This is a genomic window from Pseudoalteromonas umbrosa (assembly GCF_030125375.1).
Taxonomy (GTDB): domain Bacteria; phylum Pseudomonadota; class Gammaproteobacteria; order Enterobacterales; family Alteromonadaceae; genus Pseudoalteromonas; species Pseudoalteromonas umbrosa.
The window spans coordinates 252090-273214 of record NZ_JASJUU010000008.1 but is presented as its reverse complement, the minus strand read 5'-3'; the positions used below and the strand labels follow the sequence as shown (position 1 = coordinate 273214).

Here is a 21125-nt window from a genome sequence, read left to right as displayed (position 1 = left end):
TTAGGATTTGCCGGTTACAACAAACTGTGCCAACTGCTGGCCCAATTTATCAGCGAGTTTTCCCATCGCATTGCTTTTTGCAGTGTCTTTAAAGCTTGAAGCTGCTTTTACTCTAGCATTAAAGTGTGCTTTTTCTTCACCTTGTTCTTTCACCACAAGATAGCTTTCTGCCAGGCTATAAAAAGTGCCTGATTTATTCATATCTTGCCAATCGACACGGAAGCTTAAATCGAAATCAGCACCCTGATTTACGATCTTGATACCTTGACTCGTTAGTGCTTTGGCAAGCATGTCTCTGACTTTTTGGTGCTTGCTATTATCAGCACTAATACTAAAGCTAATGTCATTTAATAGTGCATCTGCCATTTCTAGCTTTGCTCGTACAGTATTTGGCATACTGACGTGCGCGGCTTGAAGCATTTGCAAATAATTATTTAGTTTGTTCCGCTTAACACCAAGCTCTTTGAGTGCAACTGCACTTTTAAGTGCTAAGCTTTTACTTTTTTGAGCTTGAGATAATGAAAATTGACTGATCTCGTCATCAAGTGCATTGATCGATAACTCGGTTTGCATGACGGCTTCAGTACGATTGAATGCAGCTAAGGCAAAAACAGTTTGTTTATCAGCACTGATATATTCATCTTCAATTTTTACGCCCTGTAACTGAATATTTGGGACTTTTGATTGAATATACTCATCAATGTGAAAGGTCATTGATTTGTTGTCAGCTTGTTGGCTAATGGTTGTATTTGCAGAAATGGTCACATTCAGTTGCTTCGCCAGCGCGAGACGAGCAGACTCTTGTGCTGCTAGTTTAGCTTGTTGCAAGTCACCTGTATTTTGCGCATTGCCAACACCGTACACCATATAACTAGACGCTGGTGTCACAGTTATCCACTGTGGTGTGGTACTTTGTTGTGTTTGGCTCGCTGAATTACTCTGACAACCAGAAAGCAAAGCGACACTAAGCAGTGTCGCTAAAAGTGGTTTAGAAGCCAAAACGTGAACGTTCCTGCAGCTTTTGAATTTTCTTTTGTCCATTCCATACCTCACGGTTTGTCGTCATATCAATTAGACGTAAATCAACTTGGTAAAAAGTCACGCGATCACCACCTTGCTCATCAACAAAAGAGTTGATAGTGCCAGAAAGTGCATAGTCTGCGCCGTACTCTTGCCCCATTTCATTCTGACTCTCAAGACTTGAATTAAGCTCTTGATCTTTACGTTCGTCTCTGATTTCTCGTCTCACATCTTTGTTAGCGACGAAATCAGCTTGTCCGCTGCGTAAAATCGAACGCTTTAAGTCGTTCAAAAATGTATCTACAGCAATGTGTTGATGAGATTTGTTACGCACTGACTGAATGATAATAGCAGGTTTAGAGCCTTCTTTTTGTAAGTGATCGTTTACCCATGGAAAGCTCAGCATGTCATTGATCATTGCTTCTGCAACTAGTTGTGAGTCCTTTGCATTCCATTTGTCAGATAATGCAACCTCTTGATTTGCATCTACTCTTTGGACTTTGGTTGATGAGCAACCAGAAACCGCAAGAGTACAAGCAACAAAAAGCGGAGTAAGTTTAAGTAAGGTCTTATTACATTTCATAACAATTTTTCCATTATAAAAAAGTTGAATCTGGTGTTTCGATACGTGTTTCTTGTAAAAATGTGCGCGTATGCCAGAGCGTCACATTATCGACAATTTGAATAGTTTCACTCTGTTCGAGAACGATACCGGATGCTAAATAAGTTTTTAGTGTAATAGTATGTTCTCCTTTAGAAAGAGGCAGCTGTACATAATTTATCTGTGCTGGCAAAGAATGCCATTGCCTTAAATCGGCAGAAGCCGTTACTGCATTTACAACGGATGTAGCAAGTTTTGCAAATCCGGAAAATGAAGAATCTAGACCAGTAGCTGAGATAGCTTTTTGAGCTGTTAATGACTTGACTATCTCCCTTGCCAAGGCAATTTGTATTTCTGAGTTGGCATTATTTAGCGCATCTTGCAATGTGAGAAGGCTAACAGAATAAATCTTATCTAGATTTGCGACTTTTTTCTCGCCTACCCATATTTCAGATCGTTCTATTTGCTGTTGTAAAGGCTCAAGGTAAGTAACCGAAATACGGCTCCCGTATTCAAGTGCACTTATCAATCCGATGTCTACGGCATCATCCCACATTGGACCTAGTGGAATACGTTTGGTGAGCCCTCCCATGACGACATCGCCTATATCACCGGTCGCATAGTTTTGTATGAGGTCAAATAGACTAGTGTCAGCATAGAGCATTTGAAACCAGCGCATTTGCGCTTGTTGTTCTTGTTGTGTACCCCATAGAATTGGTGTCATAACGAGAGCTTTTGCATCTTCATCTACATTTAAGAGTAAGTTGAATTGCTTTCGTTGCGGTCCTATTCCAACATCTTGTAAAATATTTAGTACAGGTTGAGCAGCTTTACTGGCTGTGATCTCAAGTTCAGATTTTAACTGCGCTACTTCATTTGAATAGCCTCCAGCAGCTTCCATTACTCGAATAAGGTCTTTCTTGATTTGGGTAACAACAGTTGGGTTTATATCGTACTGTTTAGCAAAGCCATTCTCGAAAGCTTGGATTGCACGTTGATACTGTATTCTAGCGGAGTCCAGTTCTTGGTTGCGTTCAAAGAGGATACCACTGACATAATGTGCAAAAGCATCATCTTTATATTCTATATCTTTTAGCAGATCATTTGGTGCAAATAGGGGCCTAGTTAAATTATCTATTTGCTCAGTTAATTGATCTAAACCAGAAGGCTGTTCTTCGTTATTATATCCGCCAGTGGCATCTTTCAACCCTGAAAGGTAGGTATCCAGTTGTCTCATTTCGACGAGGGCAGAATCTAAAAAGGTTTGACGTTCAGCATTGGGCTGATTTGCCAGTGCGTTGTAGTTCAGTGCTTTATAGAAGTTAATAAGAGGTCTATGATATATCTTACCTGCATATGTTGTGTAAGCAGGCCCACTCAATAAAGCGAGCGCACTTTCTGAAATACTGATTGTGTATTGTTCTTCTATAATTTGCTGTGCTTCGGTTAATTGTTGGTTACTGAGTTGGTAGTTACCTTGTAGATGATTAAGCATACCTAACTCTAAGTAATAAAGTAGCTTGCTCTTTCCCGTTGCAGAATAGTCTGTACGAATGGTTTGTTTTGCGGATTCAAACTCGCCTTGCTGAGCTAATAGAATTGCACTCTTATTAGCGGGGGTACTTTGACACCCACTGAGAAAAAACAGATAAATGACTGTAAAGAAAGCAAAGTGCTGTTTAGTGATTGTGTTATTTTGCACGTTGACATCCATGACTTGTAAAAAACATGACAGTGACTATACCAATTTATTCAGTTATATTGTCAGCAAGTTTAAGATTTTTTTAGTTTTTTTAAAGAATAAAGTTGTAAAAAATCGTTCTTACAATTTATTACTGTAATTAGCCAAGCCTTTTGTTAAATTTAAATCATCGCTTTAGGCAATCAATCTTACGAAGGAAAATACCATGAAACTTAAATCGCTACTTACTACTGTGCTTGTTACAGGGATCTTGGCAGGTTGTAGCTCGACGCAAGATCAGTCTGCTTCTCAATCTAAAGTAAATATTCCCGATTGGGTATTGAACCCAACGATTGAAAACGGCATTGCTGCTGCTGACTGTGTTAAATTCTCAGGTAATATTTCAATCGATCAAAAAAGCTCTGTTGCAAATGCGCGTTTAGCGTTAGCTCAACAAATCGAAACTCGAATTGAAGGCTTAGACAAGACATTTGCAAACCGCACTGATGCTAATGACGATACGACAGTAGGTTCTACGTTTAGTTCTGTGTCAAAGCAACTAACGAAGCAAACACTAAATGGCTCTCGTGTGAATAAAGCGGATGTAGTAGAAATTGGTGGGAAAGATTACTACTGTTCTTTAGTTGTGTTATCACCACAGCTTACACATTCATTGTTTAAAGATGTGATCAAAGAGACAAAGAAAGAAATCAACCCTCAAGATGAGAAATTCCTATATCAAGAATTTAAAGCTTACAAAGCTGAAAAAGATTTAGAAAAAGAAATTGCTAGATTGACGAATTAATACGGCGCGCCTTTTGGCGCGTTTTTGCTTTTAAGGATATTAAAGTGAAAAAAGTACTCGCATTAACAATCGCTTCTCAATTTGTAGTAAGTACTGCTTTTGCAAGTACTGCGACACTTTTTGGTGAGCTCTCACAAGAGATGCAGGGTTACGATAGCAAGAAGCAATCAACTCCAGAATCAAGTTCTGAGCGTTCAGAGTTCGAACAGTTCAAGGCGCAGCATTTGGGAGAGTATGAAGAGTTTGTCGAACAGCATTTGGCTGAATATGACGAATTTAGAGATAAGCTCATCAAAGAGTGGGGTGAAGCTAAAGTCGCTTCACAAAGTGAATATGTCTCTTATTCTGAAGATAACCGCTCAAGATTAGAAGTTGACTTTGAGCGAAATGAAATTGTTTTAAGCATTCGTCATGAAGGGGAAGGTGCCCCATCAAAATCTGATGTACAGCAAGAGTTTGAGCGTTTTAGAAAAGCTGAAACTGCGTTAATGCAAACATTCTTTAGTGGCGAACAAGTATCGTTAGAGCAGGCTAGTATTCAAGATTACGATATTGATCGAAATTTAAAGGTCAACGCAATCATTGATGCCAAAGCAAAAATTAAACAGCAAACGGTAGAGCAAAAACAGCTATTAGAAAAAAAGGCGGATGAGCAACTGGCACTAGATGAAGAGACTGCCAAAGCCGTTTCTGAAAAGCTCGCGCAAGATAAAGCAAAGTTAGAGCAGCTTGAAGTTAAGCGTATCCAAAACTTAGCACAGTCAGTTAGACAGATAGCAGGTCAAAATGACGAAAAAGTGACCAAGATCACTATCAAACTACCGCAGGGTAGTCTAGCCAAAAAAAGGGCATCCAATTACACCGGTGATATTGCCAAGCATAGTGAGCGGTTTAAGATAGACTCAAGTATAGTCTTGGCTGTCATGCACACAGAAAGTCACTTTAACCCACTAGCTAAGTCGCATATACCTGCATATGGCCTAATGCAAGTTGTACCGACCAGTGCGGGGGTCGATGTTAATCGGTTTTTGTTTAAAATTGATGCACCTATGAGCGCGCCGTATCTCTACGTTGTGAACAATAATATTGAAGCAGGCACGGCTTATCTTCATCTGCTCAACGATAGGTATTTAAGCCAAATCAAAGATCCTCTTAGTCGCAAATATTGTATGATTGCTGCATATAATACTGGAGCAGGCAATGTCGCTAGAGTCTTTAATACGAATGATTCTAGAAATATCCGTGAAGCGGCTAAAATTATCAATTCTATGCCACCAGAACGAGTGCTAGAGGCTCTACAATCTGGATTGCCTTATGATGAGACCAAGCACTACCTCAAAAAAGTGTTGGCTGCTGAAAAGTTATATATTTAAATCGATTGTAAGTAGCAAGCTTTTGCTTGCTACTTCATAAATAATGCTTCAAATTTCTCCTGACCTGACCTGACCTGACCTGACCTGACCTGACCTGACCTGACCTGACCTGACCTGACCTGACCTGACCTGACCTGACCTGACCTGACCTGACCTGACCTGACCTGACCTAAAAAGGTGAGCCGATAGAACCTATGGACTAATGCTAACATTAAATAAGCACAGAGTTAGTTGAGTTAAATTCGCTAAAATAGGGTGCTTTAGAGTAAAAAAAAACCAGTCATCATGACTGGTTTTTTAACTTTGAAATGGTTACAAGTCGTTATTTTACAGCTTGTGGTGAGGCCATTTGGGCACTTGCACGTGCGGTTGGCGATTTAGATCCAACGCCTAGTCCACTTGACTTAATTACTGCTCTTAGTTCATCTGGCATTGCCTGAGGTACTGCCACGTCTGATAAAGCTTCTGAAGAGCTTGCCTTAGTCATTGGTGAAGCAGATGTACAGCTATAACGAACACGGCTCTGAGCTTTAGCAATAGGTGCTGGCTTAGCAACAGGTGCTGGTTCAGCAACAGGTGCTGGTTCAGCAACAGGTGCTGGTTCAGCAACAGGTGCTGGTTCAGCAACAGGTGCTGGTTCAGCAACAGGTGCAGGTTCCGCAACAGGTGCAGGTTCCGCAACAGGTGCAGGTTCCGCAACAGGTGCAGGTTCAGCAACAGGTGCAGGTTCAGCAACAGGTGCAGGTTCCGAAACAGGAGCAGGTTCCGCAACAGGTGCAGGTTCCGCAACAGGAGCAGGTTCCGCAACAGGTGCAGGTTCCTCAGCAGGAGCAGGTTCCTCAGCAGGAGTAGGTTCCGCAACAGGTGCTTGCTCAGCAACAGGCGCTTGTTCAGCAACAGTCGCTTGTTCAGCAACAGTCGCTTGTTCAGCAACAGTCGCTTGTTCAGCAACAGGTGCCTGCTCAGCAACAGGTGCCTGCTCAGCAACAGGTGCCTGCTCAGCAACAGGTGCTTGCTCAGCAACAGGCGCTTGTTCAGCAACAGGTGCTTGTTCAATAACAGGCGCTTGTTCAGCAACAGGTGCTGCCTGCTCAGTTGATTGAGACTCATTTGAGCGCATTTGCGCTTCAAACTCTGCCGCAGCTTGATCAGCAACTGGAACAAATGCAGGTTCCGATTGACGGTTCGCTGACTCTCCACGTTTGCGTCTTTGACCAGCCGCTCTTAGGTGGCGAGGCGAGCGTCTAGAGCGGGTCTTTGCTTCACGTTTTTCTGCATCGACTTCTTCACTTTGCTCTACTTGTTCAGCGCCAAAAGTAGGTGCTTCAGTATTTTCATTTACTGATGCCTCTGAGTCAGAGTTTAACGTTTTAGTAGGGGCTGTATTTATGGATGTCTCTACATTCGCCTTAACTTCCTCGATTACAGCTGCCTTAACTTCCTCAATCGCGGCAGGTTCGTAAACAGGCTTTTCAGTTTGCTCTTGTTGCGCAGGCTCTGTAAGAACAGGCCCTGCCACGTCCTTGATTTGCTCTTGAGTTGCATCAGCTTGATTCTCAACTCGTACTTTTTTACGTAAGTTACGGCGTTGGCGACGTTGTTTAACAGGCTTTTCTTTCTGCTCTTGCTGAGTTTCCTGTTTCTGATTTTCGTTTGTTGTAGTTTTCGCTTTATCTGAATCTACACGTTTACGATTGTTTTGACGGCGACGTTTGTTACGATTCTCTGAGCGTTCTTGATTTTCAGAGCGATCTTTCTCTTCTCCTTTTCCAATGCTATCGTTTGTAGTAGTTGCATCTTTTTGTGCATCTCCACGACCACGACCTTTCCTACGTTGATTACGTCGACGATTATCTGGTTTACCACGGCGCTTAGGTTGTTGCTTTTTCTCTTCTTCTTTAGCTTGTTCTTCTTCAGAAGAAAATAACCCTTTAAGCCATTTGCTAACACGTGTTAGTAGGCCCACTTTTTGCTCTGCTGCTGGTTTATCTTTTTTCGCAACAGTCGCTTTTGGTGTACTAGGCTGTGATGCAGGAGCAGGTGCTGTTGGCATAACAACACCTTTGAGTACCGGCTCTTCTTTAGGTGTAGCTTGAGCCATCTGGACCTCAACAATGTCCGCTACTGGCTCTGCAACCTGTTCATAGCTTGCTAATTCAGGTACATCATCTTTACGTAAACGAACCACTTCGTAGTGAGGTGTTTCTAGATGTTGGTTTGGAATAATTACAACGTGGCAATTATGCCTTTTCTCGATACGTTGTACTGCACGGCGTTTTTCGTTTAGTAAGAAAGAGCCAACTTTAACAGGTACTTGTGCGTTTACTTGGGCTGTATTTTCTTTAATGGCTTCTTCTTCAATCAAACGTAAAATCGACAGAGCGATAGATTCGTTTGAGCGAATTGTGCCTTGCCCATTACAGCGCGGGCACGAATGCTGACTTGCTTCACCAAGAGAAGGGCGAAGGCGTTGGCGAGACATTTCTAGAAGACCGAATCTTGAAATCTTACCGATTTGAACTCGTGCTCTGTCAGCTCTAACCGCTTCTTTTAAGCGATTTTCAACTTCACGCTGATGGCGTGGAGGTGTCATATCGATGAAATCAATGACAATAAGACCGCCAAGATCTCGAAGTCTCAATTGTCTCGCAATTTCATCAGCCGCTTCTAAATTTGTATTTAGAGCAGTTTCTTCGATATCGCCGCCTTTTGTCGCCTTAGACGAGTTGATATCAATAGAAGTCAAAGCTTCAGTTGGGTCTATGACAATCGAACCACCAGAAGGCAAGCGTACTTCACGTTGGAATGCAGACTCGATTTGGCTTTCAATTTGATAATGCGTGAATAGAGGTACATCATTTTTGTACAGTTTCACACGGTTTATAAAATCAGGTCTAAAGCGCTCTATGTGCGCTCTGGCCTCGTCAAATACTTTTTGCTTATCGATAAGAATCTCACCGATATCACGGCGAAGATAATCACGAATAGCTCTAAAAATAACGTTACTTTCTTGATGGATCAAAAAAGGTGCTTTTCGGCTATCCGCGGCTTCTTGAATAGCTTGCCAATGCACAAGTAGTGCTTTCAAATCGTATTCAAGTTCTTCAAATGACTTGCCAACGCCCGCTGTGCGAACGATAAGTCCCATGCCTTTAGGTAGTTTAAGACGGCTTAATGCTTCTTTAAGTTCGATGCGCTCGTCACCTTCAATACGACGTGAAATACCACCTGCACGAGGGTTGTTAGGCATTAAAACAAGGTAACTACCTGCAACGCTAATGAAAGTTGTTAGTGCTGCGCCTTTTTGTCCTCGCTCTTCCTTATCAACTTGAACAATAACTTCCTGACCTTCTTTAATCACGTCTTTGATATTTGGACGCCCATTAAATGTGTAGCCTTCAGGGAAGTAAGTTTTAGCGATTTCTTTGAGAGGAAGGAAGCCGTGACGCTCTGCGCCATAATCGACAAAAGCAGCTTCAAGAGAGGGTTCAATTCGGGTAATTTTGCCTTTATAAATATTGGCTTTCTTTTGTTCGTGACCAGGGCTCTCTATATCTAGATCGTATAGACGCTGGCCATCAACCAGTGCAACGCGCATTTCTTCTTGCTGCGTCGCATTGATTAGCATGCGTTTCATATTCTTATATACTCTATTTACTATATTTACCGTTCGATAGTTACATTACATCGAAGGGTAAATTTTACTCATACTATTCTTGTGTACCATTGCAGGCAGCTTAAATGTTCCTGTTACTGATGCAGTCTCACGACTGGGGAGAAGGGAACTTAGTCTGTTTTAACACTTACAGCCTGATTTATCTCAAAGGCGGGTTAAAAAATAGCGTTCATTTTGCCTACAGAACTCGCTCGGGTTAAACACACCCGCAAATTTACACAAGACACGATAGTTTTGCTTTTATATTACTTGTACGTCGCGTCTGGCGATTAAAAGATGAACTGTTACGCGCTTCACCTTATGCCAATTACACGTAATAATTGTCTTAGGTCGGAGATAAAAGCTTTGGAAATCTTAGCTCTGATCTGTATGATCCTCCACCCAAGATGTGCATCACGACAGTTTATTTGCGATAAAAAGCAATGCTCGCAAAATTTGCGAGTCGATTATCCCACTAATAACTGTGTGATAGCAACTAAATTATTACTCAAATCAGTGATTAGGCAATGTCAGAAAAGAATGGTTTACAAGTTACCTTTGTAACTATCACCGAAGATCAGTTAGGTCAGCGTATTGATAACTTTTTAGTTACGCACTTAAAAGGTGTGCCAAAAAGTGCTGTCTATAAAATTTTGAGAAAAGGCGAGGTACGCGTAAACAAAAAGCGTGTAAAGCCAGTATATAAACTACAAATTGATGATGTAGTTAGGATTCCTCCTATTAAAACGGCTGAAAAGACAGAGTTTGTACCAAAAAACTTAGACCGTGTAGCTGGGCTTGAAGACTGCATAATATATGAGGATAAATACCTGATAGTTATAAATAAGCCTTCAGGTATGGCTGTGCATGGTGGGAGTGGCTTAAGTTACGGTTTAATAGAAGCCATTCGTGCTTTGAGGCCTCAAGAGAAGTCATTAGAGCTTGTTCATCGTCTAGATAGAGATACTTCAGGCTGTTTATTAATTTCAAAGCGCAGAGCTGTGCTAAAGGGATTACATGAGCAGTTAAGAGAAAAGACCATGGAGAAGAACTATTGGGCATTGGTAGCTGGAGAATGGTCTTCAAAACATAAAAATGTCACTGAACCTTTGAGAAAAAACACGCTTAAATCTGGCGAGCGCGTGGTTCGTGTTGATCAAGAAGAAGGTAAAGCATCCCATACTCGTTTTCGTGTCCTAGAAAGATTTAATGGTGCGACACTAGTACAAGCTTCGCCTGTAACTGGACGCACGCATCAGATCCGTGTTCATACTCAGTGTAAAGGCCACCCAATTGCATGTGATGATAAATATGGTGACCAAGCTTTTGATGCGCAAATGCGCAGTAAAGGGTTGGGTCGTCTATTCCTTCATGCAAGAGAACTTCGTTTCTTGCATCCTAAAACTGAGACTACGTTGCACGTTGAAGCGCCGCTTGACGATGCGCTAACCTCGTGTATTAAAACATTAAGAGAAGATAATGGACTATAAACTGGTCATTTTTGATTGGGATGGCACTGTGATGGACACGGTGCCAAAGATTGTCAATACAATTAATAAAGTAGCTGACAAATATGAGTTTTCGAGAGAAACCTTAGAAAAAACTAAGAGTATCATTGGATTGTCTTTACAGACTGCGCTAGAGACTTTGTTTCCCGAACAAGCGCACCGAAGTGCAGAGTTAGCTGATGCATACAAAACCATTTATCGTGAAGTAGATCAAACACCTACTGAGTTATTTGAAGGCGTTGAAGGTGTCCTGCAGTTTTTGTCGAGTTGTAATATTAAGTTAGCGGTTGCGACGGGTAAGAGTAGAGCTGGTCTAGATAGACTGTTACTAGAGTCTGGACTTGACGGTTATTTTGCTGTGACGCGCACGGCTGATGAAGCGGAGTCTAAACCAAGCCCAGATATGATCCAGCAGATATTGAGCGAACTGGATATTGCGCCAGAGCAAGCCGTAATGATAGGGGATACAACCATAGATATGGACATGGCAAGAAAAGCTGGCGTCGCTGCAATCGGGGTGACATTTGGTGTGGCAAATCGAAATGAACTGGCACAATATAGCCCAGTTCATATTATTGATGAGTTTGAACAGTTACTAACTTGCTTGGCTTAAGACATCTACACCAAATTCAGCCAATATTTTTGTTAGTTCAATTAAAGGAAGACCTATTAATGTGTTAGGGTCTTCTCCTTCTAGTTTATCAAACAAGCAAATTCCCAGACCTTCACTTTTAAAACTGCCAGCACAATTGTATGGCTGTTCAAGATCTAAATAATTTGAGATTTGTGTTCCGGTTAACTCTCTAAAATAGACCTTAAATGGGACTACCTTAGTGATTGATATGTTCTCTTTAATACAGAAAACGCTCAGGCCTGTATAAAAAGTGACACATTGCCCACTAAATAAGGAAAGTTGTTTTATCGCATTTTCTTTTGTGTGTGGTTTCCCTAGTACTTCATTATTGAATACAGCGACTTGATCAGAGCCGATAGATAAACCGTCAGAAAAGTGTTTGGCTGCTTCTTGCGCTTTTTTTTCACTTAAACGGTGCACCAAAGATTGAGGCGATTCCCCCTCTAAAGAGGACTCGTCTATGTCCGGTGAGAACGAAGCGAATGGTAAAGCAATTTTTTTTAAAATTTGCTGCCTAAAAGGTGAGCTTGAGGCTAATATAATAGGTGTTTTCATCAGGCTATTTATGTCTGAATTGAGTAATTGACTCAAGGATAAGCCTTAGTCAGCGAAAAACAATAGGAAAGTTTATTTTTACTTTGACTAAACCACTAACAATCTATATGATGCAGCCCCTATGCAAAAGGTGAAAATTCCCATCACTCTTGATCCAGGCAGGGCAGCGCAACGTCGAGCTACTTATGACGGCATTGTGTCGCTTGAAGAACTTTCTCGACTGCAGCAAGTTGTGCAGGATCAGGTAGGTGAAATAGCGGTAACTATTCATTGCGATATTGATCAGCAAGGTTTGGTTGTGATTCGAGGCTCAGCTCGAACACGCGTAACTTTGGTGTGTCAACGTTGTAATGATGAATTAGGGTTGGATTTGGCTCAAGACTTTGCGTATTCGCCAGTCGGATTAGGTGCAGAGTCGGATGATCTTCCTGAAAGCTACGATGTGGTGGAATTAGATGAAGAAGGCGAAATTAATCTTCGACAATTGATTGAAGATGAATTGATTTTGGCGATTCCTATAGTTCCTATGCATGATGAAGCTTCATGTTCGTTTTCAAACAAGCCTGTGAGCTTTGGCGAAATCGAAGCAGAAGATAGTAAACCAAATCCATTTGAAATTTTAAAACAACTTAAGAAAGATTCTTAGGAGAAGGCTAATGGCGGTACAAAAAAGCAAAGTGACTCGTTCACGTCGTGGCATGCGTCGTTCACATGATGCAATCAGCGGACCAGCTTTAACTGTAGACCAAGTTTCAGGTGAGACTCATCGTCGTCACCACGTAACTGCAGATGGTTACTACAAAGGCGTTAAAGTAATTTCTAACTAAGAGATTACTTTATGCTGACTAATCTAACCATTGCGTTAGATATGATGGGGGGCGATTATGGCCCCCGTTCATCTATTCCAGCTGCGATTCTAGCAGTTGAAAAATACCCAAATTTAACTTTATTACTCTGCGGTAATGAAGCTGTATTACGTCAAGCTCTCAGTCAAGCAAAAAAGATAAACCACCCAAGATTGATTATTAAGCATTGTGATGAGGTCGTAACTAATAATTGTGAACCTGCTCATGCCCTTAGAAACAAACGTAAATCGTCTATGCGTATATCACTTGATCTTGTTAAATCGGGTCAGGCTCAAGCGTGTGTTAGTTCAGGTAACACAGGTGCACTATTATCTATGGCGCATTATGTTCTAAAGATGCTACCAGGGATTAAGCGACCAGCTTTAATTACATCGATGCCAACTGAGAAAAAGCAACCCGTATATTTACTCGACTTAGGGGCTAATGTACTTTGCGACCCCGAGACACTATTTCAGTTTGCTATCATGGGCTCAATCGTTGCCGGTGAATCTCTAGATAAAGAAAATCCAAAAGTAAGTCTGCTAAATATTGGTGCGGAAGATATAAAAGGCCATGAAGGTATCAAGCAGGCTGCTAAGTTAATGAGTGAGTGTAGCTACCTTAATTATCAAGGATACTGTGAAGGAAGTGATATTTTCTCTGGCAAGTCAGATGTGATTGTTTGTGAAGGATTTGTTGGTAACATTGCTTTAAAAACTTGCGAGGGAATTGCTAAGTTAATCATGCTAAAATTCACGAAAGCCTTGAAAAAGCACTTTTTCTACAAGGTGCTTGCGTTTTTATTACGTCCAGTGATAAAAAAACTCTATAAAAAGGTGAACCCCGACCAGTATAACGGTGCAAGTCTGGTAGGATTGCGTGGTATTGTCGTAAAAAGTCACGGAAATGCTTCGAATAAGGCATTTTTAGCAGCGATCGATGAAGCTGTTAGAGAGGTTAATCGACGCATTCCCGAAAAGATACAAACAGCTTTTAAAAAAATGTCAGATGTGGAAGAAACGTCTATAAGCTAGCAAGAACACCGCTTTTTTAGCTCATTTCGCGTCCATTTAAACAAGTTGTTTTATATAATCATTTTTAGTTATACGTCTGCAGTCAGTGTAATCGCAATATTTTATTTCACTCATTGACGGCGGGCGAATTTAAGACGAGTAAAAGAGCATCATATGTCACAAAAAATTGCTTTACTTTTCCCAGGTCAAGGCTCTCAGAGCGTTGGCATGCTATCAGAGTTGCTAGAATCTTCTGAGGTTGTAAAAAACACGTTTGTAGAGGCATCAGAAGCGCTTGGATATGATCTTCAAAATTTAGTATTGAATGGTCCTGAGGAAGAGCTAAATAAAACGCATAAAACTCAGCCAGCGCTATTAACAGCAAGCGTTGCGATTTTCCGTCATTGGCAAACCAAAAACCTTGATGTTGAGCTAGTATTAGCAGGCCATAGCTTAGGTGAATATTCTGCGTTGGTATGTGCTGGTGTTATCGAACTTGCAGAGGCAGTAAAGCTAGTTGAAAAGCGTGGCTTATACATGCAAGAAGCTGTACCTGCAGGTACGGGCTCGATGGCAGCTATTATCGGTTTAGATGACGATGTTATTGCTAAAGTGTGTGATGAGTCCGCACAAGGGCAAGTTGTTTCACCTGTAAACTATAACTCACCAGGCCAAGTTGTTATTGCTGGACACAAAGAAGCGGTTGAACGCGCAAGTGAAGCATGTAAAGAAGCTGGTGCGAAACGTGCTTTGCCTCTGTCTGTTAGCGTGCCATCTCACTGCGAGTTGATGAAGCCTGCAGCTGAGCGTTTAGCGGCAGATTTAGAAAGCTTAACTTTTTCAGAGCCTAAATATCAGGTTATTAACAACGTCGATGTTGAGGTGGCACAAAATGCTGCTGAGATAAAAGACGCTTTGGTTAGGCAGCTATTCAGTCCAGTACGCTGGACCGAGACTGTACAAAAACTTGCTGCGCAGGAAATTACTCAAGCCTATGAATTTGGTCCAGGTAAAGTGCTGACAGGTCTAGCAAAGAGAATTGATAAATCAGTTAAATGTGCTGCTGCTAACGATTTAGCATCAGTTGAAAGTGCAGAATAATTAGAGAAGAACAATGTCAAATATTTTTGATTTGAAAGATAAAATTGTGTTGGTAACCGGTGCGAGCCGCGGTATTGGTAAATCAGTAGCGCAAACGCTTGTAGCGCAAGGTGCGACAGTACTTGGAACAGCAACAAGTGAATCTGGTGCTGAAAAGATCAGTGAATACCTAGGTGAAAACGGTAAAGGTTATAAATTAAATGTCACTGACGTTGAATCTATTGATGCAGTTTTAAAGCAAATTAAGGCTGATTTCGGCGACATCGATGTGCTAGTTAACAATGCGGGTATTACGCGTGATAACTTACTTATGCGCATGAAGGAAGATGAGTGGACTGATATTATTGACACTAACCTAAGTGCAATTTATCGTTTATCTAAAGCTGTATTGCGTCCAATGATGAAGAAAAAATCAGGTCGCATTATTAATATCGGCTCAGTAGTCGGCACTATGGGTAACGCTGGTCAAGCTAACTATGCTGCAGCTAAAGCGGGTGTGATTGGTTTTTCTAAGTCACTGGCACGCGAGGTTGCATCACGTGGTATCACTGTAAACGTGATTGCACCTGGTTTTATTAAAACTGATATGACAGATGAGTTAACTGAAGATCAAAAGGCAGCAACACTTGCAAATGTACCTGCAGGTCGTCTGGGTCAGCCTGAAGAGATTGCAGCAGCAGTTGCATACCTAGCTTCAGATGCTGCTGCTTATATTTCGGGTGAAACACTGCACGTAAACGGTGCGATGTATATGGTGTAAAGATTACAAAATAATTTAAATTTTTGTGATCTTGCCGCAAACAAGCTTGAATTTGCCCTGAAAATAGGCGATAAAGAGTAAAAAAAATGAGTAACAGGTTTGACCAGACAAAAAAGTCTTAGTCAATCCTTGAATCAATACATGATGCGCCGTAAACTACGCCGCAATCTGAAATTAACGCAAAAGCGTTTTAATAAAGGAAAGAAGAATGAGCGACATCCAAGAACGCGTAAAAAAAATCATCGTTGAGCAACTAGGTGTTAAAGAGGAAGAAGTAAAATCTGAAGCTTCTTTCGTAGACGACCTAGGTGCAGACTCTCTTGACACTGTTGAGCTAGTAATGGCTCTAGAAGAAGAGTTCGACACTGAGATCCCTGATGAAGAAGCTGAGAAAATCACTACTGTTCAGGCAGCGATTGACTACGTTACTGCTCACGCTGAGTAATTAACGGATCTGAAGGGCAGCACTCGCTGCCCTCATTCATTCTACCCCCGCAAAATTTCAAATCCCTTTTTGGAGGAAACCGTGGCTAAACGTCGAGTCGTAGTAACTGGCTTAGGTATGTTGACGCCGCTAGGTAATGATGTTCAGTCAACCTGGCAAGGCCTATTAGAAGGTCGTAGTGGCATTTCAAACATCACGCATTTTGATACATCAAGTTTTGGAACTAAGTTTGCTGGCTTAGTCAATGACTTTGATGCGACAGAATACATGTCCAAAAAAGACACAAAAAAAATGGACTTGTTTATTCAATATGGCATTGCAGCTGGTGTCCAAGCATTAAAGGATTCAGGTTTAGAAATCACTGAGCAGAATGCCGCCCGTGTTGGTGTTGCAGTCGGTTCAGGGATTGGTGGATTAACTCTGATTGAAGAGAATCACCATAAGTTGATCGCCAGTGGTCCACGCAAGTTATCACCTTTCTACGTACCGTCTACCATCATCAACATGATCTCAGGACATTTGTCTATCATGCATGGTTTAAGAGGTCCGAATATTTCAATCGTAACTGCGTGTACAACAGGTCTTCACAACATTGGTCATGCAGCGCGTATGATTGCCTATGGCGACGCGGATGCTATGGTAGCCGGTGGTGCGGAAAAGGCATCTACGCCAATTGGTATGGGTGGCTTTAGTGCAGCGCGTGCGTTATCTACTCGTAATGATGATCCTCAGGCTGCATCTCGTCCTTGGGACAAAGACCGAGATGGTTTTGTATTGGCTGATGGTGCCGGTGTGATTGTGCTTGAAGAGTATGAGCATGCTAAGGCTCGTGGTGCGAAAATTTATGCAGAGCTAGTTGGCTTTGGTATGAGTGGTGATGCTTACCACATGACTTCGCCACCAGAAGATGGTTCAGGTGCAGCTCTTGCGATGGAAAATGCACTGAATGACGCTGGTGTGAATGCAGATCAGATCGGCTATATCAACGCACACGGTACGTCAACACCAGCTGGTGACATCGCGGAAACATCTGCTGTTAAGTCTATTTTTGGTAATGCAGCGAAAGACGTAATGGTAAGCTCATCTAAATCAATGATGGGTCACTTACTTGGCGCTGCTGGATCTGTAGAGTCAATTATCAGTATCTTGTCACTGGTTGATCAAAAGGTATCACCGACGATCAACCTTGATAACCCAGATGAAGGCTGTGATTTGGATTATGTACCTCATACAGCACGTGATGCGAAGTTAGAATATACGCTTTGTAATTCATTTGGCTTTGGTGGCACTAACGGCTCACTATTATTTAAAAAGATTTAAGTCTATTTAAAATTTGAAAAAGCCTGGCAATGCCAGGCTTTTTTGTTGGAGAAATATATGGAAATCAGTCATCGAGACCGGGGTTTAAGCTATGGTGATGGTTTTTTTACCACCATCAAAGTCGAAAATGAGGCACTTCAACTATGGCCTTATCACCTCCAAAGGTTACAGCAATGTCAGCAGGCGCTGCACTTTCCTGAGCTTGATGAGCAAGCCTTGTTAGAAGCCTGTCAAAATGCGATTAAAGGTTGTCATCTAGGGGTACTTAAGCTTCTTATCACAAGGGGGGAAGGTGGCAGAGGTTATGCTTTACCTGAACACATTGACCTGACGGTGATTGTCTCTAAAAGTGAGTTTCCCAGCCACTATGCTCAGTGGCAGGCGCAAGGTGTTTCATTGTCTGTCAGTAATGTAAAATTAGGCCATCAGCCTTTGCTTGCTGGGTTAAAGACGCTCAATCGTTTAGAGCAAGTTCTGATCAAAGAGGATGCCTTGGGGCTCTCTGGTGACGACGTGGTAGTGCTGGATTTACAGGATAATGTGATTGAATGCTCTGCAAGCAATATTATCATAGTAAAAAACGGGCAACTTATTACACCTAACTTAGCATTGTGTGGCATTAGAGGGGTCTATCTTAGTCTGTTGTCAGATCATCATGACATTGCCGTTGAAGCGATTTCAATGACAGATTTAATGAATGCAGATGCGGTCTTCATGTGCAATAGCTTGATGGGATTAGTACCTGTAAAATCAATAGACAAAAAAACCTTTAACCTGCAAACTGCACTTGAATTAAAAACGAAGATAGAAATTTCTTTATGATCCGAATGTTGTTGTGGGCCGTTACGTTTATTTTTGTAATCGCCGTTTATAGTGGCTACCGTCTTCTTGAACCGATCCGCAGTGAAATGCTTAATATACCTGATGATTATGTAGAAATATCACAAGGCGAAACATTCACAAGCTTATGTACAAAATGGCAGTCTCAGCAAGTGCTCAAGAGCTGTTTACCCTATAAACTTTACAGCAAGTTATATCCAAATAAGTTTACCTTGAAGGCGGGTGTGTATAACTTGCAGGGGTTATCGGTATTATCTGCGATTGAAAGGCTACACAACGGCGATAAAGCAGATTTTACGTTTACGATTATTGAAGGCGATACTTACAGCACAGTGCTGAAAAACCTCAAAAACAGCGCGTTTTTAGTATTTGATATTGTAGACGGGGATGGAACAAACTTTAAACAGTATGATAACCATCATCCAGAAGGGTGGTTGTACCCCGATACATATCACTATGAAGGTGGCACTCGGGCGTCAGCATTAATTGAACGGTCACATCAAAAAATGAAGCGAGTGCTTGCAGACACATGGGCCAAGCGCAGTGATAATTTGCCTTTGAAAAATGAGTATGAAGCGCTCATATTAGCGTCGATAATTGAAAAGGAGTCGGGTGAAGCGGCTGAGCGAGATATTATTTCTTCTGTGTTTCACAACCGCTTAAATAAAGGAATGCGACTGCAAACTGATCCAACAGTTATTTATGGATTAGGAGAGCGTTTTAAAGGAGATATTACCCGTTCACATCTTAAAGAGTATACACCTTATAATACTTATCGAATTGAGCGGTTTCCTCCTACACCTATCGCTATGCCGTCACACGATGCACTGTTAGCTGCTGTGCAGCCCGCGCAAACGGATTATTTTTATTTTGTATCTAAAGGCAATGGCGCACATCACTTTTCTAAGTCTTTGAAGGAACACAACCGAGCGGTGCGAAAATATATACTTAATCAATAGCGCTCATTCATATATGTACATATAAAAGATGTTAATTAAGATAGGCTACACGATAGTGCAGCCTATTATATTTGAGGGGTTACTGCTTGCTAAACTCAACTGTTAATGTTTGGTTGGCTGTTAAGTTGCTAAATGTATACTGGTCAACTGCGCCTAAATTGACGCCGTTAAGTGTCACACTTTTAACCTGTGCACCAGGTGCTGCGTTAAAGAAGAAGGTTTGTGCTTTATCTGGCGCAATTAAAGTGTCTCCATAAATGTCGCCTACCGGTGTTACAGAGCCTAGGTGGCTTACTTTAGTTGCTTGATCCCTAGTAATTAGCTTCCATGGGTCGTAATCTGGGCTCTGTGAGCCTGGCATAGAATCCGCATACCATTTCGCCTCGTAATATTTGCCCTCGTGGTATACCTGATCGCCTCTTTGATAGATATTGCCTTGGATATAAGTCGGGCTCGCACCAATGCTTCTGACAGTGACAACTTTACCGTCAGTTAATGGCGTTGGGTTACGCATCCACTCTATGATGTCCTTAAATGGTACAATACGAACAACAGGCTGGCCATTTACTTTAATGCTCAGTGCATATTGGATAAACTCTTCAATTGCTTGCTGACGTTCCAAATAGGTTGTTGCACGGCCACCTTGATCGTAAGCTGGTGCATAGATATGGGCATGTGCGCCGTACAGTAATGGTGAGCGGTTTCCTTCAAGCCTTAGATGTAAATTATGCTTAAGCATCTCAAGTACGGCATTTTTGCTCATATTTGTGCTCACCCACATATTGGTGTCGAAGCCGACCATTTTGCCGCCTTCAGGCTTTTCAAATACGTTAGATGGCAGCTGCCAAAGTCCAGGGTAATTCCCCACGTCTGGCTTACCAACACGTTTGGTTGGTGTGCCATTGTTTAATGTGTATGGCCATGCGTTATTGGTGCCATTGAATTGGCTATCCCAGCCTTCTTCAATACTGGTATCGTACACAAAATTCCCTTTCACTAAGGCAGAGAACAAGGCGTTATTATGGTTCAAGTAAGGTGTTCTAAAACCGATAATTTCACTGGCTGGTACGCCAGGGCCTGCAGCATTGTTTGCGCCATTGGTCACTTCACTTGGATCGTAAGGTTTACTCAGCCAAGTTTGTGTAATACTGAGTTCGTTGGTCCACTCTTGCTCACTGAAATTACCTGTGTCAGGACCGCCGTCTCGATGACTAAAAGTATGGTTACCTACCTCATGGCCATCTACATAAGCATCACGCCACGCATGTTTAATGCCTACTTCATCTCCAGCCTCTTTCACAATATATGATGGAGTGTGGAAGAACGTAAATCTAACCGGTTCACCGTCAAATGTAGCTGGGTTGTTTGCACCGATGTCATTGTGAACATGGCGAGTATAATTACTTATCCAATCCATTCCTTCTTTAGAGCCATTGTCATCAAAACCAATCGACACAAATAAAGGTACTTGCACAGGCCTTAAATTAGCAGGAGGCATCTGACTCCACGGTTGATTATCTGAATAGTCATATTGATTTGACTGAGACTGCAATGAAACGTTTTCAAGCTCATGTGAGCTAGTTTGTGCAATAGCACAAAAACTCATTAAAACACTGAGTGACAGCGCTGACATTTTAAACTTCATGGTAGGTCCTTACTTAAAGTTTTTCATATTGGGATGTCTGCATTGTACATAAAAAAGAGTCAAATTCAGGGGCTGAAAGGAGGCCAGTTGACATCGGTTTGACCTGCCTCAAATGAGTGATTTAAATAAATAAAATCAAAAAAAACATTGATTTAAAATATTGGGCAAGTGTGGTTTTTATGCTGAATAAGCTTTTCATTACAAGGTGATTATTCATTATTTTTAAATATTCAGAAACACTGAAATATACTGAAAAATGAGGTGTGAACACAGGGTTATCTATGGGTAGGTTCAGGGTAAGCTTAAAGTTAAATTATCTGTGTGTTTTATGATAGAGCAGACTGCTAAAGCGCATATATATTTAC

At 41.6% G+C, this 21125-nt stretch carries 19 protein-coding genes; 13 read left to right on the top strand and 6 right to left on the bottom strand.

Going from position 1 to position 21125, the window contains the following annotated elements:
* From QNM16_RS22450 to QNM16_RS22440, 3 genes are read right to left on the bottom strand one after another with little or no spacing between them, the layout of a single operon-like run.
* Window positions 1-999, bottom strand: a complete 999-nt coding sequence (locus tag QNM16_RS22450) for an LPP20 family lipoprotein (RefSeq protein WP_284022499.1) — start codon at window positions 997-999, stop codon at window positions 1-3.
* Window positions 989-1603: a penicillin-binding protein activator LpoB gene (locus tag QNM16_RS22445; protein ID WP_284022498.1), complete on the bottom strand. Its 615-nt coding sequence runs from the start codon at window positions 1601-1603 to the stop codon at window positions 989-991. Before QNM16_RS22445 ends, QNM16_RS22450 begins: the two co-directional genes overlap by 11 nt.
* A 13-nt stretch (window positions 1604-1616) precedes the next feature.
* Window positions 1617-3323: a COG3014 family protein gene (locus QNM16_RS22440; protein WP_284022497.1), complete on the bottom strand. Its 1707-nt coding sequence runs from the start codon at window positions 3321-3323 to the stop codon at window positions 1617-1619.
* Between the two features lie 205 nt (window positions 3324-3528).
* Here QNM16_RS22440 and QNM16_RS22435 point away from each other — a divergent pair, with 205 nt between their 5' ends.
* Both QNM16_RS22435 and QNM16_RS22430 read left to right on the top strand, forming a co-directional pair.
* A complete protein-coding gene (locus QNM16_RS22435; RefSeq protein ID WP_063363913.1) occupies window positions 3529-4107 on the top strand; it encodes an LPP20 family lipoprotein in 579 nt (192 codons plus the stop codon).
* 44 nt (window positions 4108-4151) lie between these two features.
* Window positions 4152-5480, top strand: a complete 1329-nt coding sequence (locus QNM16_RS22430) for a murein transglycosylase domain-containing protein (RefSeq protein WP_284022496.1) — start codon at window positions 4152-4154, stop codon at window positions 5478-5480.
* A 322-nt stretch (window positions 5481-5802) separates the two neighbouring features.
* Here the strand turns inward: QNM16_RS22430 and rne are convergent, their stop codons facing one another.
* The gene (gene rne / locus QNM16_RS22425) at window positions 5803-9117 is read right to left on the bottom strand and encodes a ribonuclease E (RefSeq protein ID WP_284022495.1); all 3315 of its coding nucleotides are present in this window, start codon (window positions 9115-9117) and stop codon (window positions 5803-5805) included.
* Window positions 9118-9662: 545 nt separating this feature from the next.
* On the opposite strand from rne, the gene rluC reads away from it, so the two are divergent.
* Window positions 9663-10625, top strand: coding sequence for a 23S rRNA pseudouridine(955/2504/2580) synthase RluC (gene rluC, locus QNM16_RS22420; RefSeq protein WP_063362227.1), 963 nt, complete (start codon window positions 9663-9665; stop codon window positions 10623-10625).
* Window positions 10615-11256 carry an HAD family hydrolase gene (locus QNM16_RS22415; RefSeq protein WP_284022494.1) on the top strand — a complete coding sequence of 214 codons (642 nt, stop codon included), beginning with the start codon at window positions 10615-10617 and terminating at the stop codon, window positions 11254-11256. The genes rluC and QNM16_RS22415 overlap by 11 nt, the downstream gene beginning before the upstream one ends.
* Here the strand turns inward: QNM16_RS22415 and QNM16_RS22410 are convergent.
* Window positions 11239-11832: a Maf family protein gene (locus tag QNM16_RS22410; RefSeq protein WP_284022575.1), complete on the bottom strand. Its 594-nt coding sequence runs from the start codon at window positions 11830-11832 to the stop codon at window positions 11239-11241. The genes QNM16_RS22415 and QNM16_RS22410 overlap by 18 nt on opposite strands.
* 121 nt (window positions 11833-11953) lie before the next feature.
* Here QNM16_RS22410 and yceD point away from each other — a divergent pair, with 121 nt between their 5' ends.
* From yceD to mltG, 9 genes are all read left to right on the top strand, one after another.
* Window positions 11954-12478, top strand: a complete 525-nt coding sequence (gene yceD / locus QNM16_RS22405) for a 23S rRNA accumulation protein YceD (protein ID WP_284022493.1) — start codon at window positions 11954-11956, stop codon at window positions 12476-12478.
* Between the two features lie 10 nt (window positions 12479-12488).
* Window positions 12489-12659 carry a 50S ribosomal protein L32 gene (gene rpmF, locus QNM16_RS22400; RefSeq protein WP_063362224.1) on the top strand — a complete coding sequence of 57 codons (171 nt, stop codon included), beginning with the start codon at window positions 12489-12491 and terminating at the stop codon, window positions 12657-12659.
* A gap of 11 nt (window positions 12660-12670) precedes the next feature.
* On the top strand, window positions 12671-13711 hold the full coding sequence (gene plsX / locus QNM16_RS22395) for a phosphate acyltransferase PlsX (protein WP_284022492.1): 1041 nt from the start codon (window positions 12671-12673) through the stop codon (window positions 13709-13711).
* A gap of 153 nt (window positions 13712-13864) precedes the next feature.
* On the top strand, window positions 13865-14791 hold the full coding sequence (fabD, locus tag QNM16_RS22390; RefSeq protein ID WP_284022491.1) for an ACP S-malonyltransferase: 927 nt from the start codon (window positions 13865-13867) through the stop codon (window positions 14789-14791).
* 13 nt (window positions 14792-14804) lie between these two features.
* The gene (gene fabG, locus QNM16_RS22385; RefSeq protein ID WP_284022490.1) at window positions 14805-15551 is read left to right on the top strand and encodes a 3-oxoacyl-ACP reductase FabG; all 747 of its coding nucleotides are present in this window, start codon (window positions 14805-14807) and stop codon (window positions 15549-15551) included.
* 208 nt (window positions 15552-15759) lie between these two features.
* Window positions 15760-15996 (top strand): acyl carrier protein, encoded by a 237-nt coding sequence (acpP, locus tag QNM16_RS22380; RefSeq protein ID WP_010374019.1) that lies wholly within the window; start codon window positions 15760-15762, stop codon window positions 15994-15996.
* Window positions 15997-16077: 81 nt separating this feature from the next.
* A complete protein-coding gene (gene fabF, locus QNM16_RS22375; protein ID WP_063362220.1) occupies window positions 16078-17316 on the top strand; it encodes a beta-ketoacyl-ACP synthase II in 1239 nt (412 codons plus the stop codon).
* 57 nt (window positions 17317-17373) lie between these two features.
* Window positions 17374-18138, top strand: a complete 765-nt coding sequence (pabC, locus tag QNM16_RS22370; RefSeq protein ID WP_284022489.1) for an aminodeoxychorismate lyase — start codon at window positions 17374-17376, stop codon at window positions 18136-18138.
* A complete protein-coding gene (gene mltG / locus QNM16_RS22365) occupies window positions 18138-19115 on the top strand; it encodes an endolytic transglycosylase MltG (protein WP_465251039.1) in 978 nt (325 codons plus the stop codon). The genes pabC and mltG overlap by 1 nt, the downstream gene beginning before the upstream one ends.
* A gap of 79 nt (window positions 19116-19194) precedes the next feature.
* Here the strand turns inward: mltG and QNM16_RS22360 are convergent, their stop codons facing one another.
* Window positions 19195-20760 (bottom strand): polysaccharide deacetylase family protein, encoded by a 1566-nt coding sequence (locus QNM16_RS22360; protein ID WP_284022487.1) that lies wholly within the window; start codon window positions 20758-20760, stop codon window positions 19195-19197.
* Window positions 20761-21125: the final 365 nt, after the last annotated feature.

What these genes read in the sequence shown, in the direction of transcription:
- acpP (WP_010374019.1), top strand. Translation starts at nt 15,760, where the DNA reads ATGAGCGACATCCAAGAACGCGTAAAAAAAATCATCGTTGAGCAACTA.
- rluC (WP_063362227.1), top strand. Translation starts at nt 9,663, where the DNA reads ATGTCAGAAAAGAATGGTTTACAAGTTACCTTTGTAACTATCACCGAA.
- pabC (WP_284022489.1), top strand. Translation starts at nt 17,374, where the DNA reads ATGGAAATCAGTCATCGAGACCGGGGTTTAAGCTATGGTGATGGTTTT.
- QNM16_RS22360 (WP_284022487.1), bottom strand. Translation starts at nt 20,760, where the DNA reads ATGAAGTTTAAAATGTCAGCGCTGTCACTCAGTGTTTTAATGAGTTTT.
- fabG (WP_284022490.1), top strand. Translation starts at nt 14,805, where the DNA reads ATGTCAAATATTTTTGATTTGAAAGATAAAATTGTGTTGGTAACCGGT.
- QNM16_RS22435 (WP_063363913.1), top strand. Translation starts at nt 3,529, where the DNA reads ATGAAACTTAAATCGCTACTTACTACTGTGCTTGTTACAGGGATCTTG.
- QNM16_RS22445 (WP_284022498.1), bottom strand. Translation starts at nt 1,603, where the DNA reads ATGAAATGTAATAAGACCTTACTTAAACTTACTCCGCTTTTTGTTGCT.
- fabD (WP_284022491.1), top strand. Translation starts at nt 13,865, where the DNA reads ATGTCACAAAAAATTGCTTTACTTTTCCCAGGTCAAGGCTCTCAGAGC.
- rne (WP_284022495.1), bottom strand. Translation starts at nt 9,117, where the DNA reads ATGAAACGCATGCTAATCAATGCGACGCAGCAAGAAGAAATGCGCGTT.
- rpmF (WP_063362224.1), top strand. Translation starts at nt 12,489, where the DNA reads ATGGCGGTACAAAAAAGCAAAGTGACTCGTTCACGTCGTGGCATGCGT.
- yceD (WP_284022493.1), top strand. Translation starts at nt 11,954, where the DNA reads ATGCAAAAGGTGAAAATTCCCATCACTCTTGATCCAGGCAGGGCAGCG.
- plsX (WP_284022492.1), top strand. Translation starts at nt 12,671, where the DNA reads ATGCTGACTAATCTAACCATTGCGTTAGATATGATGGGGGGCGATTAT.
- QNM16_RS22410 (WP_284022575.1), bottom strand. Translation starts at nt 11,832, where the DNA reads ATGAAAACACCTATTATATTAGCCTCAAGCTCACCTTTTAGGCAGCAA.
- QNM16_RS22415 (WP_284022494.1), top strand. Translation starts at nt 10,615, where the DNA reads ATGGACTATAAACTGGTCATTTTTGATTGGGATGGCACTGTGATGGAC.